The 25690-nt window shown below is 62.8% G+C and carries 27 protein-coding genes; 16 read left to right on the forward strand and 11 right to left on the reverse strand.

The window, feature by feature from the left end; all coding sequences use genetic code 11:
• Positions 1-236 precede the first annotated feature (236 nt).
• From AB4Y79_RS10505 to AB4Y79_RS10520, 4 genes are all read left to right on the forward strand, one after another.
• On the forward strand, positions 237-1175 hold the full coding sequence (locus tag AB4Y79_RS10505) for an APC family permease (RefSeq protein ID WP_441861190.1): 939 nt from the start codon (positions 237-239) through the stop codon (positions 1173-1175).
• Between the two features lie 57 nt (positions 1176-1232).
• Positions 1233-2495: a hypothetical protein gene (locus AB4Y79_RS10510; protein ID WP_441861193.1), complete on the forward strand. Its 1263-nt coding sequence runs from the start codon at positions 1233-1235 to the stop codon at positions 2493-2495.
• Positions 2496-2726: 231 nt separating this feature from the next.
• The gene (locus AB4Y79_RS10515; RefSeq protein WP_441861792.1) at positions 2727-5855 is read left to right on the forward strand and encodes a DUF3427 domain-containing protein; all 3129 of its coding nucleotides are present in this window, start codon (positions 2727-2729) and stop codon (positions 5853-5855) included.
• Between the two features lie 104 nt (positions 5856-5959).
• Positions 5960-6460 (forward strand): hypothetical protein, encoded by a 501-nt coding sequence (locus AB4Y79_RS10520; protein ID WP_441861195.1) that lies wholly within the window; start codon positions 5960-5962, stop codon positions 6458-6460.
• 34 nt (positions 6461-6494) lie between these two features.
• Here the strand turns inward: AB4Y79_RS10520 and AB4Y79_RS10525 are convergent, their stop codons facing one another.
• Positions 6495-6848 carry a hypothetical protein gene (locus AB4Y79_RS10525; RefSeq protein WP_441861197.1) on the reverse strand — a complete coding sequence of 118 codons (354 nt, stop codon included), beginning with the start codon at positions 6846-6848 and terminating at the stop codon, positions 6495-6497.
• Positions 6849-7324: 476 nt separating this feature from the next.
• Between AB4Y79_RS10525 and AB4Y79_RS10530 the strand changes: the two genes are divergently transcribed.
• The 3 genes from AB4Y79_RS10530 to AB4Y79_RS10540 all read left to right on the forward strand — a co-directional run bounded on the left by AB4Y79_RS10530 (position 7325) and on the right by AB4Y79_RS10540 (position 9725).
• Positions 7325-8674, forward strand: coding sequence for a DEAD/DEAH box helicase (locus AB4Y79_RS10530; protein ID WP_441861199.1), 1350 nt, complete (start codon positions 7325-7327; stop codon positions 8672-8674).
• Between the two features lie 63 nt (positions 8675-8737).
• Positions 8738-9238, forward strand: coding sequence for an SRPBCC family protein (locus AB4Y79_RS10535; RefSeq protein ID WP_441861201.1), 501 nt, complete (start codon positions 8738-8740; stop codon positions 9236-9238).
• 7 nt (positions 9239-9245) lie between these two features.
• Positions 9246-9725 (forward strand): nucleoside deaminase, encoded by a 480-nt coding sequence (locus tag AB4Y79_RS10540; protein WP_441861203.1) that lies wholly within the window; start codon positions 9246-9248, stop codon positions 9723-9725.
• 29 nt (positions 9726-9754) lie between these two features.
• Here the strand turns inward: AB4Y79_RS10540 and AB4Y79_RS10545 are convergent, their stop codons facing one another.
• Together AB4Y79_RS10545 and AB4Y79_RS10550 are read right to left on the reverse strand one after the other, a co-directional pair.
• Positions 9755-10057, reverse strand: coding sequence for a YciI-like protein (locus AB4Y79_RS10545; protein WP_441861205.1), 303 nt, complete (start codon positions 10055-10057; stop codon positions 9755-9757).
• A gap of 92 nt (positions 10058-10149) precedes the next feature.
• Positions 10150-10728 (reverse strand): TetR/AcrR family transcriptional regulator, encoded by a 579-nt coding sequence (locus AB4Y79_RS10550; RefSeq protein WP_441861207.1) that lies wholly within the window; start codon positions 10726-10728, stop codon positions 10150-10152.
• 109 nt (positions 10729-10837) lie between these two features.
• Here AB4Y79_RS10550 and AB4Y79_RS10555 point away from each other — a divergent pair, with 109 nt between their 5' ends.
• A complete protein-coding gene (locus AB4Y79_RS10555; protein ID WP_441861209.1) occupies positions 10838-11353 on the forward strand; it encodes a cupin domain-containing protein in 516 nt (171 codons plus the stop codon).
• Positions 11354-11363: 10 nt separating this feature from the next.
• Entirely contained in the window at positions 11364-12458 is a 1095-nt protein-coding gene (locus AB4Y79_RS10560) for a HoxN/HupN/NixA family nickel/cobalt transporter (RefSeq protein ID WP_441861211.1), read from the forward strand.
• 30 nt (positions 12459-12488) lie between these two features.
• Here AB4Y79_RS10560 and AB4Y79_RS10565 read toward each other — a convergent pair whose 3' ends face one another.
• Positions 12489-13151, reverse strand: coding sequence for a TetR/AcrR family transcriptional regulator (locus AB4Y79_RS10565; RefSeq protein WP_441861213.1), 663 nt, complete (start codon positions 13149-13151; stop codon positions 12489-12491).
• A gap of 98 nt (positions 13152-13249) precedes the next feature.
• Between AB4Y79_RS10565 and AB4Y79_RS10570 the strand changes: the two genes are divergently transcribed.
• Together AB4Y79_RS10570 and AB4Y79_RS10575 are read left to right on the forward strand one after the other, a co-directional pair.
• On the forward strand, positions 13250-13699 hold the full coding sequence (locus AB4Y79_RS10570) for a nuclear transport factor 2 family protein (RefSeq protein WP_441861216.1): 450 nt from the start codon (positions 13250-13252) through the stop codon (positions 13697-13699).
• Complete coding sequence (locus AB4Y79_RS10575; RefSeq protein WP_441861219.1) at positions 13696-14580, forward strand: SDR family oxidoreductase; 885 nt, start codon at positions 13696-13698, stop codon at positions 14578-14580. The genes AB4Y79_RS10570 and AB4Y79_RS10575 overlap by 4 nt, the downstream gene beginning before the upstream one ends.
• Positions 14581-14685: 105 nt before the next feature.
• Here the strand turns inward: AB4Y79_RS10575 and AB4Y79_RS10580 are convergent, their stop codons facing one another.
• The 6 genes from AB4Y79_RS10580 to AB4Y79_RS10605 all read right to left on the reverse strand — a co-directional run bounded on the left by AB4Y79_RS10580 (position 14686) and on the right by AB4Y79_RS10605 (position 20781).
• Positions 14686-15078, reverse strand: a complete 393-nt coding sequence (locus AB4Y79_RS10580) for a type II toxin-antitoxin system VapC family toxin (RefSeq protein WP_441861222.1) — start codon at positions 15076-15078, stop codon at positions 14686-14688.
• A complete protein-coding gene (locus AB4Y79_RS10585) occupies positions 15075-15341 on the reverse strand; it encodes a type II toxin-antitoxin system Phd/YefM family antitoxin (RefSeq protein ID WP_441861225.1) in 267 nt (88 codons plus the stop codon). The genes AB4Y79_RS10580 and AB4Y79_RS10585 overlap by 4 nt, the downstream gene beginning before the upstream one ends.
• Positions 15342-15433: 92 nt before the next feature.
• Positions 15434-16342 (reverse strand): NAD(P)-dependent oxidoreductase, encoded by a 909-nt coding sequence (locus AB4Y79_RS10590; protein WP_441861228.1) that lies wholly within the window; start codon positions 16340-16342, stop codon positions 15434-15436.
• A 5-nt stretch (positions 16343-16347) separates the two neighbouring features.
• Complete coding sequence (locus tag AB4Y79_RS10595) at positions 16348-18267, reverse strand: TRAP transporter large permease (RefSeq protein WP_441861231.1); 1920 nt, start codon at positions 18265-18267, stop codon at positions 16348-16350.
• A gap of 81 nt (positions 18268-18348) precedes the next feature.
• The gene (locus tag AB4Y79_RS10600) at positions 18349-19383 is read right to left on the reverse strand and encodes a DctP family TRAP transporter solute-binding subunit (protein WP_441861234.1); all 1035 of its coding nucleotides are present in this window, start codon (positions 19381-19383) and stop codon (positions 18349-18351) included.
• Between the two features lie 45 nt (positions 19384-19428).
• Positions 19429-20781, reverse strand: a complete 1353-nt coding sequence (locus AB4Y79_RS10605; RefSeq protein WP_441861237.1) for an NAD(P)H-dependent oxidoreductase — start codon at positions 20779-20781, stop codon at positions 19429-19431.
• Positions 20782-21019: 238 nt separating this feature from the next.
• Between AB4Y79_RS10605 and AB4Y79_RS10610 the strand changes: the two genes are divergently transcribed.
• Positions 21020-22054, forward strand: a complete 1035-nt coding sequence (locus AB4Y79_RS10610) for a LacI family DNA-binding transcriptional regulator (RefSeq protein WP_441861240.1) — start codon at positions 21020-21022, stop codon at positions 22052-22054.
• Positions 22055-22062: 8 nt separating this feature from the next.
• The gene (locus tag AB4Y79_RS10615; RefSeq protein WP_441861243.1) at positions 22063-22374 is read left to right on the forward strand and encodes a putative quinol monooxygenase; all 312 of its coding nucleotides are present in this window, start codon (positions 22063-22065) and stop codon (positions 22372-22374) included.
• A 102-nt stretch (positions 22375-22476) separates the two neighbouring features.
• Here AB4Y79_RS10615 and AB4Y79_RS10620 read toward each other — a convergent pair whose 3' ends face one another.
• Complete coding sequence (locus AB4Y79_RS10620; protein WP_441861246.1) at positions 22477-23118, reverse strand: helix-turn-helix domain-containing protein; 642 nt, start codon at positions 23116-23118, stop codon at positions 22477-22479.
• A 51-nt stretch (positions 23119-23169) separates the two neighbouring features.
• Here AB4Y79_RS10620 and AB4Y79_RS10625 point away from each other — a divergent pair, with 51 nt between their 5' ends.
• From AB4Y79_RS10625 to AB4Y79_RS10635, 3 genes are all read left to right on the forward strand, one after another.
• Positions 23170-23610, forward strand: coding sequence for a nuclear transport factor 2 family protein (locus AB4Y79_RS10625; RefSeq protein ID WP_441861249.1), 441 nt, complete (start codon positions 23170-23172; stop codon positions 23608-23610).
• A gap of 21 nt (positions 23611-23631) precedes the next feature.
• Positions 23632-24057 carry a nuclear transport factor 2 family protein gene (locus AB4Y79_RS10630; RefSeq protein ID WP_441861252.1) on the forward strand — a complete coding sequence of 142 codons (426 nt, stop codon included), beginning with the start codon at positions 23632-23634 and terminating at the stop codon, positions 24055-24057.
• A 637-nt stretch (positions 24058-24694) separates the two neighbouring features.
• Positions 24695-25669: an ABC transporter ATP-binding protein gene (locus tag AB4Y79_RS10635; protein ID WP_441861255.1), complete on the forward strand. Its 975-nt coding sequence runs from the start codon at positions 24695-24697 to the stop codon at positions 25667-25669.
• The last annotated feature ends 21 nt before the right edge of the window (positions 25670-25690 follow it).

Consider the following 25690-nt stretch of genomic DNA (forward strand, 5'->3'; position numbering starts at 1 on the left):
TTGAGGAGGTGTTGAAGGTTGGGGTGTAGATATAAAACATGACTTTGAGGAGGTGTTGAAGGTTGGGGTGTAGATATAAAACATGACTTTGAGGAGGTGTTGAAGGTTGGGGTGTAGATATAAAACATGACTTTGAGGAGGTGTAGAAGGTCGGAGTGTAGATACGAAGCTCAACCTTCCCGCGCTCTGCGTAACTGACTGCGGCTTGCTTCCTCCGGCTGTGTCACACGCTCTCCGTGGCAATCGTGGGCTTCATCGTGATCACCACTCTGCTGAACATCCTGGGCATCAACGTGGCGGACAAGGCCAACTACGTGCTGATGGCGTTCCAGCTGCTGGTGCTCGTGTTCTTCGTGGCGCTGGCCATCGGCAACGTGGTGTCCGCCAACGGTGGCGGGGGACTGGCCAGCGGGCAGCCGTTCTTCAACGACACCTCCAGCTTCGCCACCGTCTCCGCCGGCGCGGCGATCGCCGCGTACTCGTTCCTGGGGTTTGACGCCGTCACCACCCTCACCGAGGAGACCATCAACCCGCGCCGGACCGTGCCGCGGGCCATCATGCTTGTGGCCCTGATCGGCGGCGGCATCTTCGTGGCGGTGTCCTACGTGACCCAGCTGGTGCACCCCGGCGGGGTGTTCGAGGGCTCGGCGTCCGCGGCCAGTTCCATCGCCCTGCAGATCGGCGGGGAGCTGTTCGGGGCCGTGTTCCTGGCCGAGCTGGTGGTGGCGCAGTTCGCCTCCGGCCTCGCCGCGCAGGCCAGCGCGTCCCGCCTGATGTACGCGATGAGCCGCGTCTCCGTCCTGCCCAAGGCGGTGTTCGGCAAGCTCAATGAGAAGTTCCACACCCCGGTGGCGAACCTGGTCATCACGGGCGTCATCAGCCTGATCGCGCTGTTCCTGGACGTGGCCACGTCGACGTCGTTCATCAACTTCGGTGCCTTCACCGCCTTCACGCTGGTGAACGTCTCGGTGGTGTTCCACTACGTGCGCCAGCACCGGGCCGGGCACCAGCTGAACCCCGTGTCATACGTGGTGGTCGAGCGTGACCGGCAGTCGGAGCGTTGCTCGACCCAATCAAAACCTACACCTTGTCCTTGGGCCAGGAAGCGGGCGAGTCGTACCTCTGTGCGGCCCATAGCAATGCTCGTTTTTGCATCGGACTTGGACGCCGCCTGAGATTCTTGCTCGGGTGAACTGTCGCAGATTTCGAATGGAAGTATATATGGTATGGGAATGAGAGCACATCTTCCCGGAACACCCGGAAACATGAAATCAGCGGCAACGGCCTTAGCCCTTCTCGAAAAGGAGTTGCGCGCAATGAATATTTTTCATTTTGAATGGCCGCAGCATGTGGATTCAGGAATCGACTTGGTCGGCTTTGCCACGCTAGCACGGGAAAAAGAGGACGATCGAGGTGCTGCGACCGCATTTGTGGCCGGCTTTCAAGCTAAAGGAACCGATGAGTACTTCACGGAGAACCAGGGGCGATCGGTGCAAATCGGGCAACATGAAGATTATTGGAAGAGTGCGACACTTCCAGTCTTTGTTGCCAGGATAAGCAACGATGGTAACGCGCTCCTCATAGAGGACGCGCTTTCATCTCTTCATGGCATATCGCTGATACCTACATACGCTGGTCGTCTCAAGAGCATACCAACAAAAGTGACGATTCAGTCTGCAGCCACTGATATCCGATTGCGTATGTTCGCGCATGCTCTGGCTCCGTGGGTTTCCCAGCGACTGCGTTCCAGGACACTCGCACATGAAGATGAAAGTTGGGGGTTAAACGCACAATCAGCTTGGTCGCTGCTTGACTATGTGGCCGGACGTTATTCTGCATTCCCAATTCCCGGCTCGTGGACGGATGTCACTCAATACTTTAGGCTTGTAAGTTTCCTTTTTGACGATTTCAATTTTCGTAACCAACTATTGGACGATTTGAAAGTACGAAGGCTCGAGGCGGTGGATGATGAGGCTTACGGATGGGATGAGGAGTTTGTTTCAGAAAAGGCAAGGAGTTACGGAAAATCAATTCAAGGCGGTGCATACAGGCTGCTTGGGGGCATGGTGGAGCTAATACATAGATTTGAGTCCGTTCACGCCTCGTTAACTGCGGTACCGCGACCAAATGAACATACGCTAAAGGCTTTCAGGACTAAACTTGCCGAGTATCGCAAAAATGAAACGCGGGAGAATGCTCATGCCTACAAGCAAGCTGATGAAGCGCATAGCCGCCCTCGGGAAGCCGCAGCACGGCACGACGTCGAATATGCAATTGCGGTAACTAAAGAAGTGTGGAACGGAGCAGCAGCCGCGCTGGATTGCACACATCAGCAATTTGCCGATGAAGTCCTCCGATTTGCAGGCTCTCTTCGTTCTCCAGCTGGCAACGCTATTGGCGAAGTCGCCGAAGGCCGACTCGACCTTGAATCGGCGTTATATGAAGCCTTGCGACCCTGGGCTGCTACAGCCTTTTATGTCCGGCATTGGACATGATCCTATACAATATGGTCGAGCTTTGAGAAAGTTTGTGTATGGCCCCTGGCAGGTGTCATATAGCCAACCTCAACTTTTTGTCTTCTAGCTCTCCCCGCTAACTCGAGCTGGAACTGCCGATCTCGTCTTCCTTAAATTTGTTCCGTGTGAACAGTGAACAGCGACTTATTGGGTTATTGCTGCCGAGACTAATAGCCTGGCCTAGTGAACACACCTGACTGGGGATCAGAAATGGAACAACTGCCCGAAGGTCTATATGAGTTGCTCAGTACTGAAGGCCTGAGGACAAGCTTGTCCAAAGTTTCTGAACTGCAACCACTCTATGGGCGCATCGATGACGAAGACTCTCCGGATATCCTTGCCCGTCATGTGGCTGGCGCTGTTCGGAAGGCTCTCGCCGAAGCAAATCCCACTAACCGAGTTGCTCTAGCAAACCGACTTCTTCAGGAGCTTAGGTGTGACGACCTGGTCTTGGATGTCCCTGCCCAACTCCAGTCCCTCTACCGCCCCGACGTGCTCAAGCGCAGACAACTCCGTCGGCCCACTACAAAGCTGAGTGAATCCGCGCTTCTCACCAACAGCAAGGATGATCCCAACCTTGCTGCTGAGCTCCGGGCCGAGATGGAGTCCGCCGATACGGTGGATCTCCTTTGCGCCTTTATTCGCTGGACCGGCCTGAGGCTCCTGCAGCCGGCACTTGAGCGGCTCAAAGAACGAGGCGCCAAGCTCCGAATCATTACCACTACGTACATGGGCGCCACGGAACGTCGAGCCATTGACGAGCTCGTGAACCGGTACGGGGCCGAGGTGAAGATCAGCTACGAAACGCAGGCAACCCGGCTGCACGCTAAAGCCTGGCTGTTCCGGCGTAACACCGGCTTCGACACCGCATACGTGGGCAGCTCCAATCTGAGCCAGGCGGCACTGTTGGATGGTCTGGAATGGAACGTCCGGCTCAGTTCCGTGGCAACGCCCGCTCTCCTGCAGAAGTTCGAAGTCACCTTCGACAGCTACTGGGAGCAGCGGGCTTTCCAGAGCTACGACCCGGAGCGCGACGGCGAGAGGCTGGACGATGCGCTGGAACGAAACGGCGGCCGACGCACCGCGGCGCCGGACGCGCCCACCGGTCTTGAGGTGCAGCCGTTTCTCCACCAGGAGGAGATGCTGGAGGACCTGGAAGCGGAGCGGCTCAAGGGTTTCAACCACAACCTTCTGGTTGCCGCGACGGGCACCGGCAAAACAGTCATCGCTGCCCTGGACTACAAACGGCTAAGCGAAACTGCCGGAAGAGATCTAAAACTGCTCTTCGTCGCCCACCGGCAGGAAATTTTGAAGCAGGCGATGCGCACCTACCGTGACGTCATGCAGGACGGCGCCTTCGGGGAGCTCTACGTGGGGGAGCACAAGCCGCACGAGTGGAAGCACATCTTCGCCTCAGTCCAATCGCTGTCATCGCTCGGTATCGAACAGCTGGAGCCGGACTTTTTCGATGTCGTCGTAATCGATGAATTCCACCATGCCATGGCACCGACATACCGCCACCTGCTCGACCATCTCAAACCGCAGCAACTCCTCGGGCTCACCGCTACACCGGAGCGCGGCGATGGCGTCGACGTCGCCAAAGAGTTCTTCGACGGCCGGACCGCCAGCGAGCTAAGGCTTTGGGACGCCCTGAATGCTGACCTGCTGGTGCCGTTCCACTACTTCGGCGTCTCCGACGACGTCGACCTGAGCCAGTTGGAATGGAAACGCGGCAACTACGACACCACCCAGCTGAGCGCCCTCTATACGGGCAACGATGCCCGCGCCGCCAAGGTCATCCGCGAACTCAGGGACAAGGTGACCAACACCGACCAAATGCGGGCCATCGGCTTTTGCGTCTCCGTGCAGCACGCCCACTACATGGCTGAGGTGTTCAACCGGGCCGGCATTGCGTCCGTGGCCGTTGACGGCACTACTGACAATGCTGACCGGGAGGAAGCCCTCCGGCGCCTGGGGCAGCGGGAGATCAACTGTATCTTCGCCGTCGACCTTTTCAATGAAGGCCTGGACCTGCCGCAGGTGGACACCATCCTGCTGCTCCGGCCCACGCAGAGTGCCACGGTCTTCCTCCAGCAGCTGGGACGCGGTCTGCGCCGCGCTGAGGGCAAGGCAGTGCTGACGGTCCTGGACTTCATCGGCCAGCAGCGCCGTGAGTTCCGCTTTGATCTGCGCTACCGGGCTCTGACCGGTTACGGGCGCAAGGAGCTGGAGAAAGCTGTTGAGGACGAGTTCCCGTACCTGCCGTCGGGGTCGCAGATCGTCCTCGACCGGGTGGCGCAGAAGGTGGTGCTGGACAACATCAAGGCACAGCTCCGGTTCAGCCGGGCACAGCTGGTCCGGAATATTGCCTCGTACGCCGAGACCGAGCTGGAGGCCTATCTGGAGCGGTCAGGGAACGATGTGAAGACGATCTACCGTTCCACCAGGGACTCGTGGACCGGTTACCTCCGCCAGGCAGGGCTGATCGAGGGGCTTTCACCCCTCGAGACCGTGTTGCGCGGGAAGCTCGAGGAACTGTCAGACGCGGAGGAAAAGAAGCTGCTGGGCCGCATGGCCGCGCTCATTCACGTGGACGACCCGGAACGCGCCGCGGCCTATTCCATGCTGGTTGCTCCCGACGCTCCCCGCTACGCCGACCTCGGCATGCGTGAGAAGGCTTACGCTCGCATGCTCTTCTATACGCTGTGGGATGACGGCGGAGGATTCAAGACGTACGACGACGGCTTGGACCACCTGCGCGGCTACCAGTTTGTGTGCCGCGAGATCCGCCAGGTGGTGAAGCTGGGAGTGGCGGCATCGAAACATGCAGCGAAAAGCCTTGGCGCCGGATTGCAGCACATCCCGCTGCTGTCACATGCCACCTATCGGCGCGAGGAGGTCTTGGCGGCGCTGCAGTACGGTTCGCTTGAGCAGGGCAAGAACATTCAGCACCGGGAAGGCGTCGCATGGTGTCCTGCAACTTCTACCGACGCCTTCTTTGTCACCCTGAACAAGGACGACAAGAAGCATTCGGCAACGACGATGTACAAGGACTACGCCATCAGTCCTGAGCTGTTCCACTGGGAGTCGCAGAATGCCACATCACCGAAGAGCCCGACCGGACGGCGCTACCTGGACCGGGCTTCCCACGGCTCGAGGATTTTGATCTTCACGAGGGACACGGCCGATGACGAGACCGGGCTGACAGTTCCCTACACGTGCCTTGGGCAGGTGGACTACGTACAACACACCGGCGAGAGGCCGATCGCCATCACCTGGAAGCTGCACCGGCCGATGCCGACGGACGTATTCAAAACAGCGGCGGCCGTTGCTAACTGATGTGTCCCCGACTTTATGACTCATAACATGCACTCGAGATTTTGGAATAAGAACAGCCATCCCCGGGGGGAGTGACGACATTGGCCAAGCTAAGACACTTCACTGTGGCGGAGTTGATGGGAGCCGGTTTTGATGGGTTCATTCCGTTCAGCAGCATCCGTCAGCAATATTCTCAGGGGGACGGCGGTATACCAATGTCACCAGGCGTCTATGTTGTTGTAAGGCCGAGCACGGATCCTCCGACGTTCCTGGCCAAAGGCTTCGGCGGCACGCACAAAGCCAAGAAGGCGAACGTGCCGGTTGCCGAGTTGGCTGCCAAATGGGTTCCGGGGGCCTCGGTGCTTTACATCGGTAAAGCCAGCCAGCGCAAGAGCCTTGATGGCTTGTGGGGTCGTATCAGCGAATACGAGAAGGCTGGACACCGAGGCCAGACCCACAGCCACAGCGGCGGCGAACGCATCTGGCAATTAGCGGATGCCCAGGACCTACGGGTGGCTTGGAAAGTCGTGCCTAACAAAACCGAAAAGAGGCTGGAAACGGCCATGATTCTGGCCTTTATGGATAGGTACGGGCGAATTCCGTTCGGTAACCGAAAGGCCAGCTAGTGAAACGCCCGTCCCGTCACGCGAGGCTTAGCCCTTAGTTTTCGCTGTCACTGTCACCCGTCTGACCATCGGCTTCACCAGGTTCATCAACGGCATCGTCAGGACCATCTGAGTTCTGCATCTTCTTGAAAGCTGCCTTCAGCTTTGCTTTTGCCGTCGCTGTGCTCACCTTACGTTCCTCAGACATGGACTTGTACTGGGTTACGACGTATTTGCTGAACTTAACACATCCCACGGCCACGGCCACCAGTGCGACACCAACGACAAGGCCTTCCGCATGCTGCTTAAGAGCAGCATCATCCACGGCGTCGGATTGAAGCTGCTTGATGTACGTATCCGCGTCTCGGGTGAATTCCCCGTACCTACCTAAGTTGTCTATGTTGCTCACAGCGAATTGCCCCTGCTCTGTAAATCATTGTTGCCCAGACTTCGTACTTCACATCTTCGCAGATGCCCTAGAGTTGTAAGGAAGCGCTTCAGGGTGGAGTTCCCTCGGGAGGGGTCGGCACTCGGATTGGCGAAACCATATGAAAACGCCCAGGTCAGGTGGCTTTGATCCTTCCGGGGCAATTCCAGGTCAGGCGAAGCACATATTTGCGGCAGAACCCCAAAAGTCAATTCAGTTTCCGTTAAACCGACGGGTTAGAGAAGTAGAGCGGGGCAGGGTGGCTCAGATCGGCGGCATTGGTCAGATTGTCACCAGCTGCACATAGCTTGAGCGCCGCAGCGGGCCTCCCGCTGCATACTGACTATTCGGTACGACTTTTAGTACTTCAGATAGTTTCCACTCTGACATAGTCACCTTTTGTGGCCTTCAAACTGTAGAGTCCGCTGTGACGGAAGAACTTGCGGCTTGGGGGAATAATGGATTTTGGAAAATTTCTGGAAGAGCAAGAAACCGCGTTGCCGGTTGAACCGGGTGAGCTTCACGAGCAGTTGCCCAACAAAGTTCCTGGATATGGGTACCTGCGTGACGTGCAGGCTCAGGTTCTTACGGCCTGGCATGCTCGACGGGAGGAACGTGACCTCGTCATAAAGGTGAATACGGGTGGTGGTAAGACCATAGATGGCTTGGTCATACTGCAGAGCTGCCTCAACGAGGGGGTGGGCCCAGCACTCTATGTAGCTCCAGACAAGTACTTAGCAAAGCAGGTTCTGCAAGAGGCTTTCAACTTAGGCATCGCCACCGTTACGAACCCCGATGACGCCCGGTACCTGCGAGGTGAAGCCATCGCCGTGGTGAACGCACACAAGCTGTTCAATGGTAGGACGGTCTTCTCCGACGATCGGACACCGGCGGCCCCCGTCCCAATTGGAACCGTTGTTATTGACGATGCGCATGCGGCGATCGCCACAACGCGAAAGCAGTTGTCGCTCACCATCGCTCGACCACGACTAGGTGCTCCGGTGGATTCTGAAACGGACTCAATGTTCGAGGACCTACTCGATCTCTTTCGTGAGGATTTACATCAGCAGTACCCAGACGGCCTCCTAGACATCATCGAAAGGAGTCCGGGGGCTTTGATCCGGGTTCCGTTCTGGTCTTCGAGGGGGAAAGTCGAGGAGGCTCGTAGCATCCTGCGTGCTCACACAAAGTCAGGGCAGAAGCTTTATTACCCCTGGCCAGCCGTGAGCAGGGTACTGCACCTCTGTCGCGTCGTGTTCAGCAGCACGGAAGTGACTATTACACCGCCTTGCCCTCCAATCGCGCATGTCAGCAGTTTCGCTGGCGCAAAGCGCAGGATCTATCTCTCGGCGACGATGGCGGACGACAGCGTACTCGTTACCGACTTTGGTGCCAGTCCTGAAAGCATCAAGAACCCCATAAATCCCCTTACAGCCGGTGACATTGGGGAGCGCATGATCATTGCGCCACAAGATATAAACGGGAGCATCACTAGTGACGAAATCCGGAAGGCAATAGTAAAACTGAGTGTCGACTACAACACAGTCGTGCTTGTGCCCAGCAACGCTGCTATGGCTGCATGGCCCGAGGCGGATAGGACGGCGAGTGCTGACGACATTGAAGGCGACGAACATCCAAGTAGTTACTGCGGCTGCCTCCATGACGAACTCCCCCTGTTTTGCGTTAGAGCCACGCGAGATCCAACTCCGGCCAGATCATGGCGTGGAACTGCTGCTGCCCACCCTACCGGCGACCTCCAGGATTTCGTTGAACAGGTGGCAGGTGACGGCCGGACTGAATCCTCTTGAGCAGGAGGACTGGCGCGGCGGCACCCGGCGCTACAAGAAGCGGCCGTCTGTAAGGATGGACCCATGAACCAGAGCAGCATCCGCCAACACCAGGATTCCATCACGGTCAACGTCCCCGCCGAGGCGCTCTACGACCTGGTCTCCGACATTACCCGCACCGGTGAGTGGAGCCCGGTCTGCACGTCGTGCTGGTGGGACGACGAGAACAGCGCCGGCCACGTCGGTGCGTGGTTCACCGGGCGGAACGAACTCCCGCACCGGACCTGGGAGACCCGCTCCCAGGTGGTGGCTGCCGACCGCGGACGCGAGTTCGCCTGGGTGGTGGGCGGCAAGTACGTCCGCTGGGGATTCACCCTTACCCCTGCAGAGACCGGAACCGTCCTGAGCGAGTCATGGGAATTCCTGCCGGACGGGATAGCCATGTTCGGAGAGAAATACAGCGACGAGGCAGACGCCCACATCGCCGAGCGCACCCAGCAGGCCCTCGACGGCATTCCGAAAACACTCGCAGCAATCAAGCGGATCGCCGAGTCCACCGCCGCCCACGACGAAGTAAGGTCCTAAAGCCGCCATGACCCGCGAACAGCACGAATCCGCCGCGTCGGAACTGGACAGCACCGACCTCCCCGCATTCGAAGCCGCCTATCAGGCCGCCCAGAAGAGCCTTTCCGAAGGCGGCATCCCCATTGGGGCTTCGCTCGCCAGGGGCGGAGCGGTGGTTGCCAGCGGCCACAACGAACGCGTCCAGAACGCAGATCCGATCGCGCACGGGGAGATGTCCGCGCTCCGCGCCGCCGGCCGGCAGACGAGCTACCGTGACACCACCCTCTACACCACCCTGGCCCCGTGCGCCATGTGCGCCGGGACCATCATCCAGTTCAAGATCCCCCGCGTGGTGGTGGGGGAGGCGCGCACGTTCGACGGCGAACTGGAGCTCCTGCGGTCACGCGGGGTTGACGTGGTGGTCCTGGACGACCAGCGCTGCGTGGACATGATGCGCTCGTTCCAGGCCGACAAGCCCGAACTGTGGGCCGAGGACATCGCCGAGTAGCCTCAGTTCAGTGTGTTGTGAGATGGCGTTTAAGGGCGAACCGGTGAGGCAGCCTCGTTGCCTAACACCGTGGTCCACGGGCCGGCGGTCCATGACGTCACGACGCCGTTGATGACGTAGGGGTCTGCGGCTGCAAACGCCTTGGCGGACTCGAGTGCGTTCTCGCCGGTGAAGACCAGCAACCCTTTGAAGGGTCCCTCGCCAACGGCCCCACCCAGCAGAAGCTCGCCGCGCTCGACGGCTTCCCACCCGGCTCTGAGGTGGTCTGCGCGGTACTGTTCGCGGGATTCAAGGTAGTTGTCCGCGTAGGTGTATTCGAGCACGGCATGCATAGTGACCGTCCATTTCGTTGAGGGTTTCGCTGCTTGCAGAAGTAGCGTACCCATCTATGCCCCTGCCAAGCAGCGGCTGCCAGCCACCGGGTTCAGCGCCGCAGGCCAGCCGTCATCGCAGCCAAATCTGTCATAGCGCGCACAGCGTCCTCATTTGGGAGCCCGTTGTCGTGGCAGAGGGAACGCCAAGTCCAGAAGGACACCGCGTGGGCGATCACGGCGCGCAGGCGGCCGCCGCCGGGCTCCGGAAATGGCTCCAGGAGCTGGTCACGGAAGAACGTGTCGCGCTCTTGGATGGCTGTGCGGTGCTTCTCCGGAAGGGCCGCCCAATCGCCGTAGATGTTCCTGAGCATTGACTCGCCGTCACGATAAAACCGGTACAGGTCCGTCAGCCCGGCGTGCAGGCGTTCCAGCGGGTCCGAGAGTTCACGCCACGCCGAGGGATCCGGCAGCTGCTGCTGTGAAAGCCAATGCGAAGAGCAGGCGGAGAACAACGCCTCGTCGTCGGCAAAATGCCGGTAGACCGTCAGCCGCGTGACCTGGGCCTGCTCCGCGACGCCTGAAATGGTTGTCCGGGCAGGGCCAACGGATCCATGCAGGGCTACGGCCGCGTCGACGATGCGCTGACGCGTTGTGTCCATCTGCTCGGCACGCTTGTTCATCTGGTACATGCGCGCTTTGGCTGAACGCTGCTGTTCACTCAAAGTATTGACACCGGTCCTGGATGGGTTGACAATTCGATGTACACCACTGTATATCGAATTGGAAAGGATGAATGCCATGGGCGCTAAGGAGGCTCCGCGGCTTACAGTCGTGCAGCCTGGGGAAGGACGCCAGGGCAGCCTGGGAACCATCGGGGTTGTCTTCAAACTGTTCGGCGAACACACCAACGAGCAGATCTCCATCGTGGAACACCCGTTTCCGGTGGGAGCCTTGGTGCCGCCACATCTGCACAGCCGCGAGGATGAATATTCAATCGTCCTCGAAGGCGAGATCGGATTCCGCTCCGGTGAGCGCGAGGCAGTATTGGGCGCTGGAGGCTACATCACCAAGCCGCGCGGCGAGCTGCACACCATGTGGAACGCGGGCAAAGTTCCGGCACGGATGATCGAAGTGATCAGTCCGGCCGGGTTCGAGCATTTCTTCTGGGGGCTGGCCGACCAGCTTGAGGCCGGGGGACCGCCGAACCCTGAAGCCATCGGCAAACTGGCTGCAGAATACGGACTCCAGTTCGGCGAGGCCCCGTGGCTGCCGGACATCATCGCCCGGTACGGGCTAAATCCACCAATGGGCTGACTGGAACGCCATGGGCGTCCAGGCTCCCCTTTACCGAACGGGGCGGCGACTTGGTCTCGCCGCCCGGAAGCCGGGGGCACCGCTGGCCGGAATGGCCGCCGTCGTACTTCTGCTGCACGTGGTGGGCTGGGGAGTGCTGGTGCTGGGCGTCATCCCGCAGAACCTCCTCCTCGGCTCCAGCCAGATCTTCGGGCTGGGGATCGGCTTAGGCGCCTATCTGCTGGGCATGCGCCATGCCTTCGATGTGGACCACATCGCCGCCATAGACTGCACCACCCGCAAGCTCGCAGGCGAAGGTCTTCGCCCCGTCTCCGTGGGTTTCTGGTTCTCCTTGGGCCACTCCAGCATCGTCTTTGGCCTCTGCCTGCTGCTGGCTGCGGGAGCCCGCGTCCTGGGAGGCCAGCTCGGCGATGACGCCTCCTGGTGGCGCGAGGTCATGGGACCAGTGGGCGCAACGATCTCCGGTTTGTTCCTTTACCTCCTGGCCTTTCTCAACCTTGCCCTGCTGAGTCGCGTCGCTTCCGACTTCCGCCGGCGGCGGGCAGGCCGGCCCGGAGCAGGGGTGCATGTGGGGGTCTCGAGCCTTATGGTCCGCCTGCTGCGCCCGGTGATGGGGAGCATTACCCGGCCCGCGCATATGTATTTGGTGGGGCTGCTTTTCGGCCTCGGGTTCGATACCGCCACCGAGGTGGTGTTGTTGGTTGTAGCCGGGGGAGCCTCGGTGGTGGAACTTCCCTGGTATGCGCTCCTTACCTTGCCCGTCCTGTTCGCGGCGGGCATGAGCCTGTTCGACAGCCTGGACGGATGGTTCATGAATGCGGCCTACGGTTGGGCGTTTGCGCGTCCGCGTCGGAGGATGCTGTACAACCTGGTCCTGACGGGGCTCTCCGCCGCCGTGGCACTGGGTGTGGGGACCGTGGAACTGCTGTCTGTGGCCAAAGCGAACACCGGAGCCGTTTCCGGGGTTTTTGCGGCTGTCGGCAGCATCGATCTGACTGGGCTTGGCTATGCCGTTGTTGGCTTGTTTGTTCTCGCCTGGCTGGCCGCAGCCTGCATCTGGAGGTTCCGGCGCGGCGTAACAACTGCCACCCGCCTGAAGGAGTGAGCCACCCTCGTTCTTCTGATCCTGCCTGCTTCAGCCCTCCGGAAGGAGGTTGGCCGCCAACGTCCGGGCCATAAACCGCCCGAACCGCTCCGCGCTCCAGCGGCGCTTGAGGACCAGGGTCTCGTAGAGCTCGGCCGAGGTACTCATAAAGAAGACGTCGGCCACCTCCTCCACCCCTAGGTCCGGCCGCAGGAAGCCCCGCCGCAGCACCTGGTGCGCGTTATGCAGCATCCGCTGGTACCGCTCGTCGTCCACGTCGCGCAGGAGCGCAGCCATGTCATGGTCCCCGCTCGCTGCGGCGTCCCTGATGAGGAGGTACACCGGCGATCCCAGGGGACTGATCTCGGCGACGAACCGCCCGAACTGCTCCATGAGTTCCCTGGGGTCAGTGACCGTGGCCTGTGCGCGGTCGGAGCGCTCTTCCGCCGGAGGGCCGCCGGCGCCAAGGAGGCTTTGCTCGTAAATCGCCCGGACCAGCCCCGGCTTTCCACCGAAGCCCTTGTACACGGACTCCTTGGAGACGCCCGCGGCGTGCGCAATGGCGGCGATAGTGGTCCGGCCGTATCCCTTGGCCAGGAAGAGCCCGCGCGACTCCGCGAGAACCCGCTTCCTCGACTCCTCGGCCGCCTCCTGCCGGCGCCGGGCGTCGTAGCTCCGCGAGCGGGGTAATGCACCGTTGACCGCGGGTCCCATGGGGCTTAAGCTCCTTGTATCAGTTAGATACAGCTGACTGTATCAGATTTAGCGTACCAACCTCTCCGCCTCCCGCGACGGAATCTAAGGAGCAGATCATGGACGCTTCAGGACTCGACCGCGTCCCCGAAGGCCCGGTCCGGCGCATGCTGGCCGCGGCCGGCCGCCATGACCTCGAGGCCATGGTGTCCGAGTTCGCGGAAGACTACCGGAACACCACCCCCGTCCACCCGGCCCGCAGCTTCACCGGGTCGGCCCAGGTCCGGAAGAACTGGACGGCACTTTTTGCCGGCCTGCCGGACCTTACCCTCACCGTCCATGACGCGGCCACCGGACCGGACGGCAAAGTCTGGCTGGAATGGAGCAACCGTGGCACCCGGCCGGACGGATCCGTGCAGCGAGCCGCTGGGGTTGCTATCTTCACCCTTCGCGACGACAAAATCGCCGCGGCCCAGTTCTACCTTGAACCTGTAGACCAGGACTCCGGCGACGTGAACGAAGCCGTCCGGGAGGCAGTCCATGGGGCAGCCGGAGGTGACCGGTCATGATCCTGGTGGTCGGCGGCACGGGCCGCCTGGGCCGCGCCGTGGTTCCCCTGCTGGTGCAGGCCGGGCAACAGGTCCGCGTCCTGGCCCGGGGCAAGTCCCAGCCGTTCCTCCAAAAGATGGGCGACGGCGTCGAGCTCCTCCGCGGGGACCTCGGCTCCAACGCGGACTGCCGGGCAGCCGTGGCGGGCTGCACCGAGGTGGTGTTCGCGGCCTCGGGGTTTGGGATCAAGGACTCCAGCCCGCGCGCGGTTGACCGCGACGGCGCCATCCGCCTGGTCCGCGCGGCGGCGGCGGCCGGAGTGCGGCACCTGGTCATGATGTCCATGCCCGGCGCCGCACCCGACGGGCCAATCGACTTCCTACGCTGCAAGGCGGCGGCCGAGGATGCCGTCCGCTCCTCCGGAATGGACTGGACGATTGTCCGGATCGGAGCGCTCCTGGAACAGCGGCTGGAGATTATGGGGGAGCCGCTTGCGTCGAAGGGCAAGGTGCCCGTGTTCGGCTCGGGATCCGCTCCGGTGACCTATACCTCGGTCCGGGACGCGGCCGCCGTCGTGGTCCGTGCCCTCCGCGACCCGGCGCTGCGGAACCGCGTCATCGACTGGGGCTCGGAGACACTCAACGCAAATGAGGTGGCGGAGGCGCTGCTTGCCCGGGCCGGCCACGGCTCGGTCCAGCGGGTTCCGGCGGCCGCCGTGCGTGTCCTGTCCGTGGCCGCCAGGCCGTTCTCGCCGTTCCTCGCCAGAGTGGCAGGGGCAGCTGTCTGGGAGGAATCGGGAGCAGCCGCGTTCGAGTTTGGTCCGGCGCGCGCAGAGTTCCCGGACATCCCCGTCACCGGGCTGCAGCAGGTTCTCGAAGCATCCGGGGCGCCGGGACCATAATCCGGTTCAAAATCCCGCGCCTGGTGGTTGGGGGAAGCACGGGCGGTCGACGGCGGGCTGGAGTTTCCCAGGTCGCGGAGTAGGGGATTTCCGGGCGGTTGTTGTTTAGCTGCCCGGGGCCATCGTATGAAGCCCCGCTTGCGTTGCTGCCCGCTGGATCTCCTTGTCGAAAGCGACAAGGAGATCCGTTTCGAGCCTGATCGCCGCAGCAAGATGAATCGCATCGGCACTGCGCAATTTTCCTGGGAGCGCGGCAGCGTACAGAAGGTCTGCACGCGTCAGGTCCACCAGGTTGACTGCGTCCAGAACGGCGTTGACCAAGTCCGGCGGCAAGTCGCGGCGGTTGGCGGCGCAGTGCAGTTCCGTGTGGAGGAGCATCGAGGCGACAAGTCGGTCACCCTGCTGCGCCGCTGTCGAAAGGAACTCTGCGGTGAGACCGGATTCCGGCTCCTCGACCACCAGTTTCAGGGCAGCCGATGTATCGACGTAGACGATCACCGGTCGCCGCGGAGGTCAGTGATCATTTCTGCCGTGCCAACATCAGATGCCACGCGTTGGAGCAACCGGAGGTCGACGGCGCTTTGCGATGCCGGCCGCACGCTGCCGGACAGGAGCAGGCGCTCGAAGGGTGAGGCGGCGGGCGGGATGAGGGTGGCGGCAATTTCACCATTATTGGTGACGTCGATGGTTTCGCCATTTTTCACCCGCTCCAGGATCTTGCTGCTCTGGTTACGTAGCTCGCGGTGGGGAATTGTTGCCATGGGAAACCTCCGTAGCAATCGTAGCATTTGCGCCTCCGTGGACTCATGAAAGCCAGGGCCCGTAGCGACGTGACTGCCCCGGAGGCGGAAAGCTAACTGCCGATGGTCCGGTAGATCCCGGTGTGGTCAAGGTCGCCGTCGCCTGCCGCGATCATCTTTTCGAAGACGCTCTGCAGGCAGCCGGCCAACGGAAGTTTCAGGCCGGAATTCCCCGCAGCCTCGGCGATGAAGTTGAGGTCTTTCAGCTGGTTCTTCGCCGACCCGCCGCCGTCGAAATCCTGGTCGATGAAGCGCTGTCCCTTCTGGGCCAGCACCTCCGAGTTGGCCAGGCCGCCGGCAAGGACGGACTGCACCTTCGCCAAATCCAGGCCCGATGCGTCTGCGAGGGCCATGGCCTCGGCCAGCGCGGTCACCGTGGCGGCAACCACGATCTGGTTGCAGGCTTTGACGGTTGATCCGGCTCCGGTTTTCCCGAACCACGCCACTTTGGCGCCGTACAGCCCGAACAGTGGTGCGCAACGTTCGAAGGCATCCCGCGGACCGCCGGCCATGATGCTGAGCCGGCCCTCCTCGGCGCCAATCGTGCCGCCGCTAAGAGGTGCGTCAACCACCGTCACTCCCCAGTTCCGCAGGCACTCCTCACCGAACGCCGCAACGGCCACGGGCGAGACCGTCCCGTGGATCACGAGGATGGGTTGTTCGGTGCCGGCGCGCTCCCACCCGGCCAGCAGCCCGTCGTCGCCCTTCAACAGGGCCTCGACCTGCGGCAGGTCCGGCAGGACCGTCAGGACGATGTCCCTGGCGGCGCCGGCAGGGGAGGCCGCAACGCTGCCGCCCGCGATGGCCCGGGCCTTGTCCGGTGTCCGGTTCCACAGGGCCAGCGGGACGCCGGCGGCCAGGATGTTCCGTGCGATGGGCGCCCCCATCGGTCCGGTGCCCAGGAGGGCCACGGACCGGTGGATGGCGGGCTGCTGCTGTTGCTCAACTGTCAAGGTGGTCATGTTCTCTAGAAGGGGATGAGGCCGGCGAGGGCGGGGAGGAAGGTGCTGAACCATGGCACGGCCGCGAGTACGAGGAGTCCGATGAACACGGCGATGAGGTAGGGCCAGAAGTGCTTGAGGCTCTTCTCGACGGTTTCGTGCCCGGTTGCGCAGGCTACATAGAAGCCGACGCCGGCCGGCGGTGCGAAGGAGCCGATGCCCATCGAGATGATCAGCACCATGGCGTACTGCACCGGGTTGACGCCGAAGCTGGTGGCGATCGGAAGCAGCAGGGGCGCGAAGATCAGGACGGCAGGGAGGCCTTCGAGCAGCTGGCCCATGATGATGAGCAGCACGACGGTGAAGAGCATGAAGAGGACGGGCGAATCACCCAGGCTCGACATGAGGTCGTGGATCTGCTGGGAGACGCCGGCGAGGGCGAGGGTCTGCGCCAGGGGCGAGGCGGCGGCGATGATGAACAGCACCATGCCCGCCGTCGTGGTGGTTTCCCGGAGCGTGTCGCCCAGCAGCCGCTTGCTGCCGCGGCGGTAGGCGGCGGCGAGGATGAAGGCGTACGCGACGGCGACGGAGGACACCTCGGTGGGGGTCGCGAAGCCGCTGAGGATCCCGGCCACCATGCCCACGGGAAGCAGCAGCGTGGGAATCGCGAAGAAGGTGGCTGATCCGCGGGTCCGCCACGTTGCCTTGGGGCTGGCGACGCCGCCCTGTTTGCGGGCGCGGACGAACACGAGCGCCATCACCACCAGGGCCAGGAAGGCTGCCGGCAGGAATCCTGCCAGGAACAAGGTGGTGGTGGAAATGGTGGTGATGGATCCAAGGACCAGCAGGACGATGCTCGGCGGGATGGTCTCGCCCATGATGGCCGAGGCCGACAGGACCGCGACCACCTCACCGCGGGGGTACTTGCGTTCTTCAAGCATGTTCCGCATGGTGGTGCCGACGGCGGCAACATCTGCCACCTTGGAGCCGGAAATGCCGGAGAAGATGTACATCGTCACGACGACCACCTGGAGCAGGCCACCGCGCAGGTGCCCGATGAGTGCGTCAACGAGTTTTGCCAGGGGAAGCGTCAGCCCTGCGGAGTTCATCACCGTCCCGGCGAGGATGAAGAACGGGATGGCGAGCAGGACGAAGCCCTTGGCGCCGGAGGCCATGCCGATGGGGATGGCACTGACGTCGGAGATGCCGCCGAGGTAGAGGTAGATCCCGGAGGCCAGGGCCAGGACGAAGGCGATGGGAAGGCCAAGGAACAGCAGGATGAACAGCACCGCAAGGACGACGCCGAGGAGGAGGTTGGGGGACGCGTAGTAGAAGAGCGGCTGGCTGAGGACCACCAGGGCAACCAGCACCGCGGTGATGCCGGCCGCCACGAAAACAGGCCGCCGCTCCTGCCGCTTCAGCTTGACCAGGGCGAACCAGGCGATCAGGATCATCCCGGCCGAGAAGGGAAGGGACACCCAGAACACGGGCAGCTGGAGGATGGGGGTCTTCTCTTCGATCTGCTGCACCAGGGTGGGGACGTAGAGGGCAAACGATCCCGCGCTCATGACCAGGACCAGGCAATCGACGAGGGCCGCAAGGTAGGGCTTCCAGGTGGCCGGCAGCCGCATGATGAGGGCCTGGACGGACATGTGCGCACCCTTGGGGTAGGCGATCGCGCCGCCGATGAAGGCGATGGTCAGGAGCGCGATTTCCGACACTTCCTGGGTCCAGAGCACGGAATCGCCGGTGACCAGCCGGACCATGATGTTCAGCAGGATGACCAGGAGCTCTGCGATGATCGCCGCGCCAACGGTGCCCTCGAGGACCTTGTCGAACCACACGGCCCCGCTCCAGCGCGGCGGGACGTGGCCGTGGTGCAGGATCTCCTCCGCGTCAGAGGGGAGGACTTCTTCAAGTTCCTCGGGAGGGATGGTGTGTTTCATGTTCTTCCAGACTGTCGACGTTGAGAGCGGATGTGATGTGCAGGTGCCGGGGCGGCGGTGCGCCCCGGCACCCGGCTGCGGTTAGTTGGAGGAGGTGAAGGCGATCGCCTGGTCGAAGAAGTCCTTGCCGATCAGCTCGGAGAACTTCGGGTACAGGCCCTTCGCCGCGGTCTTGAATTCCTCGACCGCGGAGGCGCTGAGCTCGTTGGCCTGCATTCCCTTGGCCTTCAGGTCGTCCAGCTGCTTCTTGGACTGCTCCGCGTCGTAGCCGGTCTTGAACGTGGCCGTCTCGGCGGAGGCATCGGTGAGGGCCTTCTTCTGGTCTTCCGAGAGCGTGCCCCACTTCTTCGATGACAGGGCCAGGACCCACGCGTCATTGATGTGGTTGGTCAGGGACACGTATTTCTGCACCTCGGAGAACTTGTTGGTCCACGGCACCTCGATCGGGTTTTCCTGCCCGTTGATGGTCCCGGTCTGCAGGCCGGTGAAGACCTCGGAGAACGCCATGGTGGTGGGGCTCGCACCCAGCGACCCGAAGTAGTCCGTCCACAGCGGGTTGCCGGGGACGCGGATCTTCATGCCCTTCAGGTCAGACGGCTGCTGGATGGGGCGCACCGAGTTGGTGATCACCCGGCCCGTCCTGGTCAGGAAACTGAGCGCGACGGTATCCTTCTGGGCCAGTTTGTCCTTCAGGACCTGGCCTGGCTTGCCATTGAGGAAAGCTGCCTCCTGGGTGGTGTCCTTGAACAGGTAGGGAATGCTGATGCCGTTCATCTCCGGCACCACGGAGGCGTACACCGACGTTGACAGGATCAGCGCGTCCAGCGAACCACCCTGCAGGCGGGTCACTGCCGCGTTCTGGTCGCCGCTGAAGCTCGTCCCGTTGGGAACCACGGTGACCTGGACCGACCCGTTGGAGGTCTTCTTGACCTGATCGGCAAAGTGCTGGGCCGAAACGCCGACGGACGAGTCAATCGGATCGGGGATGGAGAGCTGGATCTTCGCCGGGGCTGCGCCACCGGTGCCGCCGGCAGCGCCCGACGCGCAGCCCGCCAGGAGTGACGCGGCGAGGGTGCAGGCCAGCGCTCCGGTGAGGGCGCGGAATTTCGAGTTCATGTGAAGCCTTTCTTCGTTGGAAGGAGTCAGTTCAAAGCGGGCAGGTCAGGCGGTGAGGGCGGATTCAGTGACGAGCGCTTCGGTTTCCCGGCGCAGTTCCAGAGCCTGGGCCAGGGAGTCGTCCATGATGACGTCGTCCCAGCCCACGATTGCGCCCTTGGCGATGTCATTGCGCAGTTCCACGTGGTGGGCCAGCGCCACCGGCAGCGCTCCGGTTTCCACGGAGTGCCTGGCCGAAACGAGCTTGCCCCAGACGGTGTAGCCGCCTTCGCCGTCGAGGAACTCGCCGGCTTTGAGGTCCTTCTTGGCCGTGGCCACAACGTCGCCGAAGAAGCCCACGGGCGAGCCGGTGGCAATGCCGCGGAGGGCTGCGTTGGCGATGGAGACGTTAAGTTCCAGGCCGACGTAGTGGTAGGGGCGGTACAGTGCGGCGTACTGGCCGGTGGGGTCCGGGTGCCAGGGGTACTCGGTGAAGCAGCCGGAAACATATCCGTTGGTCGCCTTCACCACCACGAAGACGCCTTCCTGCGTGTTGTGGCTGATCCAGCTGCCGTCCCGGTTGACGCTGGACATGACGTCGACGCTGCCTTCGTGGGCGAGGGCACCGCCCACATCGCTTGGCCGGCAGACCGTGGCGATCTGCTCGACGTCGCCCGGGGTGAAGCTCAGCCCGTTATCTGACGGGACCAGCCCGGCGCCGTTGGCGACCGCGGCCATCTCGATCGATGCCTTGGTGCCGTCCCGGAACGAGGTGTGCATGTACGGGTTCAGCTGGCCGGAGTCGGTGAGTTCCTTCGAGAATTCCCAGTTTTCCCAGACGTTGTCCGGGTTCATCTCGTGGTAGTGCTCGAGGTACTTGGCGCCCTTGCCGGCGCAGACAACGTCGAAGCCGCTGGTCCGTGCCCAGTCCACCAGTTCCATGATCAGGGCCGGCTGGTCCCCGTATGCCATGGAGTAGACCACGCCGGCGGCTTCCGCGCGGCGGGCCAGTGCCGGCCCGGCCAGGGCGTCGGCTTCAACGGTGACCATGATGATGTGTTTCTTGGTGTCGATGGCCCGCAGCGCGTGCTTGACCCCCACGATGGGGTTGCCGGTCGCCTCGACGATGACGTCGATGTCGACGTCGAACAGCTCGTCGGCGTTTGCAATGATCGCCGTGCTGCGGTCGCGAAGGGCGGTGGCGATATCCGGCGCGATCTCGTTCTTGGGCCAGCCGACAAGTTCGAAGGCTCCTTCGGCGCGCTTGACGTTGATGTCCGCGATGGCCACCACATGGATCCCGGGGATGTTGTTGGCCTGGGCGAGGTACATGGTGCCGTACCTGCCGGCGCCGATGAGTCCCACTCGAATGGGACGTCCCTGCTGCTCGCGGTCGCTGAGGAGCTTGTGAAGGTTCATGGGTGGATCTCTCTGATTGGCGTTTCCGCGTCCGGGAAGCACCGCCACCGCACTGGTGGGGCAACTTCGTTGTCGCGGGATGTGAATTCGGGGTTCGGAGTGGAACCGGTTCCACTTTTGTACCAGTGGGTGCTAGGCTGTGTCAACGGTCACAAGGAAAACGCGTTATTTGACGCCTCCCATGACGGCGACGCCGTTAATGCCGGCGATCGGATAGAACCTTCAATGAGGAGGAGAAGTGAAGAAGGCTCCAACAATCCGCGATGTCGCGTCCGCTGCGGGCGTGTCGGTTTCCGTGGTGTCCCGGGTCCTTAACCCGGAGTCGGGCCCTGTTGCACCGGCCAAGCGGGACATGGTCCTCCGGGTCATCGAGGATCTCGGTTACCGGCCGCGTGCCGCCGCCCGTGAATTGAGCGTGGGCCATGCCCCCACCGTCGGGCTGGTGGTTGCGGACCTGGCCAACCCTTTCTTCGCCCAGTTGGCTGACCGGATTGTCTGGGAGGCGCGCGGCCACGGAGTGCAGGTGGTGGTGATGACCACCCAGGAGGACCCGCACCTGGAAGCGGATTCCCTGGATACACTTCTGGACCGGTCCGTGAGCGGTGTTATCGCCACGCCCACCGGAGCAAACGTTGAGAAGTGGGCGCGGCTGCAATCCCTGGGTGTGAACGTTGTCTTCGTCGACCGCACCATCCCGGAGCTGGCGGACGTTGACGTGGTGAGCATCGAAAACGTGGACTCGGCCCGCCGCGCCACCGAATACATGCTCGGCCTGGGGCACACCCGGATCGGGTTGATTACCGGGCCGGTCAGCACCTCCACGGGAAGATCCAGGATCCAGGGGTACCAGGCCGCCCATGACAGCTGCTCCGTCATGGTTGACCCGCAGCTGATCCGGGATGTGCCGTTCCGGGGTGACGGAGGGGGCGACGCCGTGGGGTCCCTGCTGGCACTGCCGGACCGCCCCACAGGAATCATCGTTGCCAATACCGCCCAGGTCCAGAGCGCCGTCCGGCGCCTGGTCCAGACAGGCACCCGCATCCCCACTGACCTTTCGGTCATTGTCTTTGACGACAGTCCCTGGACTGAACTGACAAGCCCGCCGCTCAGCATCATCCGCCAGCCCATCGCCATGCTCGCGCTGCACTCGCTGGAGCTGGTGCTGGGGCGGATGCAGGGCAAGTTGCCCGACGGCCAGCGCACCATCGAAGTCAAAGCGGACTTCGTACCGCGCAGCAGCTGCTCACCACTTGTGCTCACCCCAACCAGATAAGGAACACCATGACTGTCATTGTTACCGCCGTCTTCACGCCCAGGGACGGGGCCTTCGATGCCGTTGCCGCCGCCCTTGCCCCCGCCATCGCCGAGGTGCACAAGGAGCCGGGCTGCCAGCTCTACGCCATCCACGAGGCCCCCAACGGCCAGATCGTCATGATCGAAAAATGGGACTCGGCCGAACTGCTCGACGCCCACGGTGCAGGTGAAGCCGTCGCACGGCTCGACGCCTCCCTCGAGGGCCTCCTGCGGGAGCCGGTGGAAGTTACCAGGCTGGCCCCGATGCCCGCCGGAACTCCGCATCAGGGCGAGCTCTGACAGGCCTCGTCCTCTCCGCATTCTCAATGAAGAGGACGACGGCGAACACGCCTTGGGAGCGTCACCGCCGCTAATGATGCCGGCCAGCTGAGACCCTGCCCGCTACCCGGCCCGGACGAGGGCACCGATCCAGGTTGCCGCGAGCCAGTTCGAGAACCTCTCGTCGCTCCAGCCGCGTTGACCCACGAGCTGGGACCAGAGGGTGGCGTCCATGGTCGCGAACAGCACGTCCCTGCACTCCTCTTCGCTGACGCCGAGCTGCCCCGTCGCGGCCGCGGCATGTGCATAGCGGGTGGCCACATCCAGCCGCCGCTGCGCCCACTCGGCGAGCATGGCGGCGGCGTCGGTCTCGCTCGCGGCAGCTCCGGTAAGGGCATTGAGAAGCGGAAAGATGCGGCGGTTGGTCGCCGTCACGAAGACAGCGTGGCGGCGGATCCTGTTCGACAGGTCCGGCTCCGCCAGGATGGACTGCATCTCCGCGCGGTCATACAGCGCCACGTCCGCTTCATCCCCCCGGAAATCGACGTACCAAACGTGCCTGAGCAGCGCTGCTTTGGTGCCGAAGGTTGCGTACACGGTCTCGACGGAGACGCCGGCCCGTGCGGCCACCTGCTTGATGGTGGTCTGGCCGTAGCCCTGGGCAATGAAGAGCTCGTTCGCGGCCGCGATGATGTTCCGCCGCGTTTCGGCCGCCTGCGCCTGGCGGCGACGGGAATCGTACTGCCTCTTGATCTTGCGTTCCATTAGATGCATTATAACTGTATTCAAAACAGTTCGACTGTAATGGAGTTGGTCATGTCCACCGAAACGGATGCATTCCTGGCCGAGATGATTCCCAAGCAGCGGGCCGCGGACGGCGCGATCCACAGTGGTGACGTCGCTCCGCGCATCGCGCTTTGGTCGCGGAACGATCCTGTGACGCTCTTTGGTGCGCGGCTCAGCGGCACGGGCTGGGGCGAAGTGGAGCCGATGTTCCACAGCGTGGCCTCGTGGTTCACGCATGCGGACTCCTTCGACCTCGAGATCATCGCCGCCGGAGCAAGCGGCGACCTCGCCTATACGGTGGGGTACGAGCACACCTCCGCCACCGTCGAAGGCACCCCGCGCCAGTACACCCTGCGGGTGACCCACGTCTACCGCCGGGAGGATGGCAAGTGGCGGATTGTGCACCGTCACGCGGACTTCCCGCCGGGCGAGCCCACTGTCCCGCTGCCCGGCGCCCCAACGGGTACGTGAGCGGGCGACGGTGAGCGGGCCATGCACAAGCAAACGGAAGCGTTCCTGGCAGAGATCCTGCCGCGGCAGCGTGACATGACCGTGGCGCTGCATAAGGGCGACGTGGCACCCCGCATCGCCCTGTGGTCGCACCGGAACCCGGTGACGTTGTTCGGCGCGCATATTTCTGGAAAGGGCTGGGCGGACCTCGAACCCAAGTTCCGCCAGGAGGCCCTCCGGTTCACGGGCTCCACCGGCTCTGAGTTCGAGGTCGTCGCGACGGGTGCCAGCGGGAGCATGGCCTACACGGTGGGGTTTGAACACAGCACCGCCGTGGTTGATGGCATCCCTGCCGTCTACACGATGCGCACGACGCACGTCTATCGCCGCGAAGGGGGCGTCTGGCGGATCATTCACCGGCACTCCGATCTCCTGGCAGATCAAGGCCTCCGGGGCCGCATGCCCTGATTGCGCGGAGCCTGTTCCGGAGGAATGAGGGCGCGCTTGGGAAAGCGGCTCAACCTTAGAGCTCCGGCGCGAACACCACAGCAGGACATCCTCGCCGGGAACGTGCCAGTCCCGCTCCGGCGCGCGGCGGAACCCCAGCGACCGGTAGAGGGCGTGGGCGCGTTCCATGAACGTGGCGCTGGTGATGCTGATCGCCCCGATGCCGGGCAGTTGCCGGGCGTGGATGGTCCGCCACGAAATGCCCCGCTTTGAGGTACGCGTCGCGGAGCGGAAAGATGCCCGCTCCACATAGTGACCCAGGTGTGCCAAATCCGGCTGGGAGGACGGATCGCCCACGGCGTCGGCACCCAGCGCATTGGCCAGTGCCAGCGCCGAGGTGTCGCCCAGTCCCTGCAACAACGCCACCGAGGGGCTTTGGCCTCTGTGTCCACTCCCAGGACGGGGCGTTGACTGGAACCAGCGGGAACGGCACGGCCCGGGATGCGAAGGGCGTTCCCGGGGCTGCGGCAATATCGAAGGAGCAAGCGCATGGCACAGTTATTTGAGTTTTTCACGGACCGGGAATCGCAAGTGCCTTTGGTGCGCCCCGGCAGGGGCAATACCGGTCGGCGTTCCTCCTCCGTTGCAAGCGCCTGACATGCAGTCTGCGGCGACGGCGGACGTTAGAACCGGGACTGAGGATGTTCTCGCGGTCAACGCCCTGGTCAAACGCTATGGCGACCAAACGGTCGTCGACGGGGTCTCCTTTCGCATCCGGGCAGGAGAAATCTATGGGCTACTTGGGCCAAACGGTGCGGGCAAGACCACCATTATTTCCATGGTGGCTGGACTGATCCCTTCCGAGGCCGGGTCCGTCAAGGTTCTGGGAGAGGCCATGACTCCCTCCAGCACGGGTCCCAAGGGACATATCGGTCTGGTTCCCCAGGAATTGGCGATATACCCGGACTTGACCGCCCGGGAGAACCTGCGGTTCTTCGGCAGCCTCCAGGGGTTGCGGCGCAAGGAGCTCAGGGCAAGAACCGCGGAGGTGCTGGAACTCATCGGACTGACTGACCGCGCCAGCGAACAGACCAAGAAGTTTTCGGGCGGCATGAAGCGCCGGCTGAACATCGGGATCGGCCTGCTTCACCGCCCCACTTTGCTGATTCTGGATGAACCGACAGTTGGTGTGGATCCGCAGTCCCGGAACTCGATCCTGGAGTCGGTGGAGCGTCTCGGGACCGAAGGGATGGCGGTCCTGTACACCACTCACTACATGGAAGAGGCGGAGCGGCTGTGTGACCGTATCTCCATCATTGATGAGGGCCAAGTCCAGGCGGAAGGGACAAGGGATGAGCTAATCCGCCTCACCGGTGGCGTGGACCGCATTGATCTGCGCGGAAGCGGCAACACCAGTGCTGCCGCGGCGGCCTTGAGGAAGGTGCCCGGGGTGCAGCATATCGACGGCGGCGGGGGCGGTTTGATACTCACTGTCCTGGACGGACCGAGTCTTCTGCCGGCCATCGTCACCGGGGCAGGGAGCGCGGGGATGGCTTTGACGTCCGTGAAGATTACCCGGCCGGATCTGGAATCCGTTTTCCTCCACCTGACTGGCAAGGCCCTGAGGGATTGATTGACATGACCGGAATCTGGA

This window comes from Pseudarthrobacter sp. YAF2 (genome assembly GCF_052113345.1).
Classification (GTDB): Bacteria; Actinomycetota; Actinomycetes; order Actinomycetales; family Micrococcaceae; genus Arthrobacter.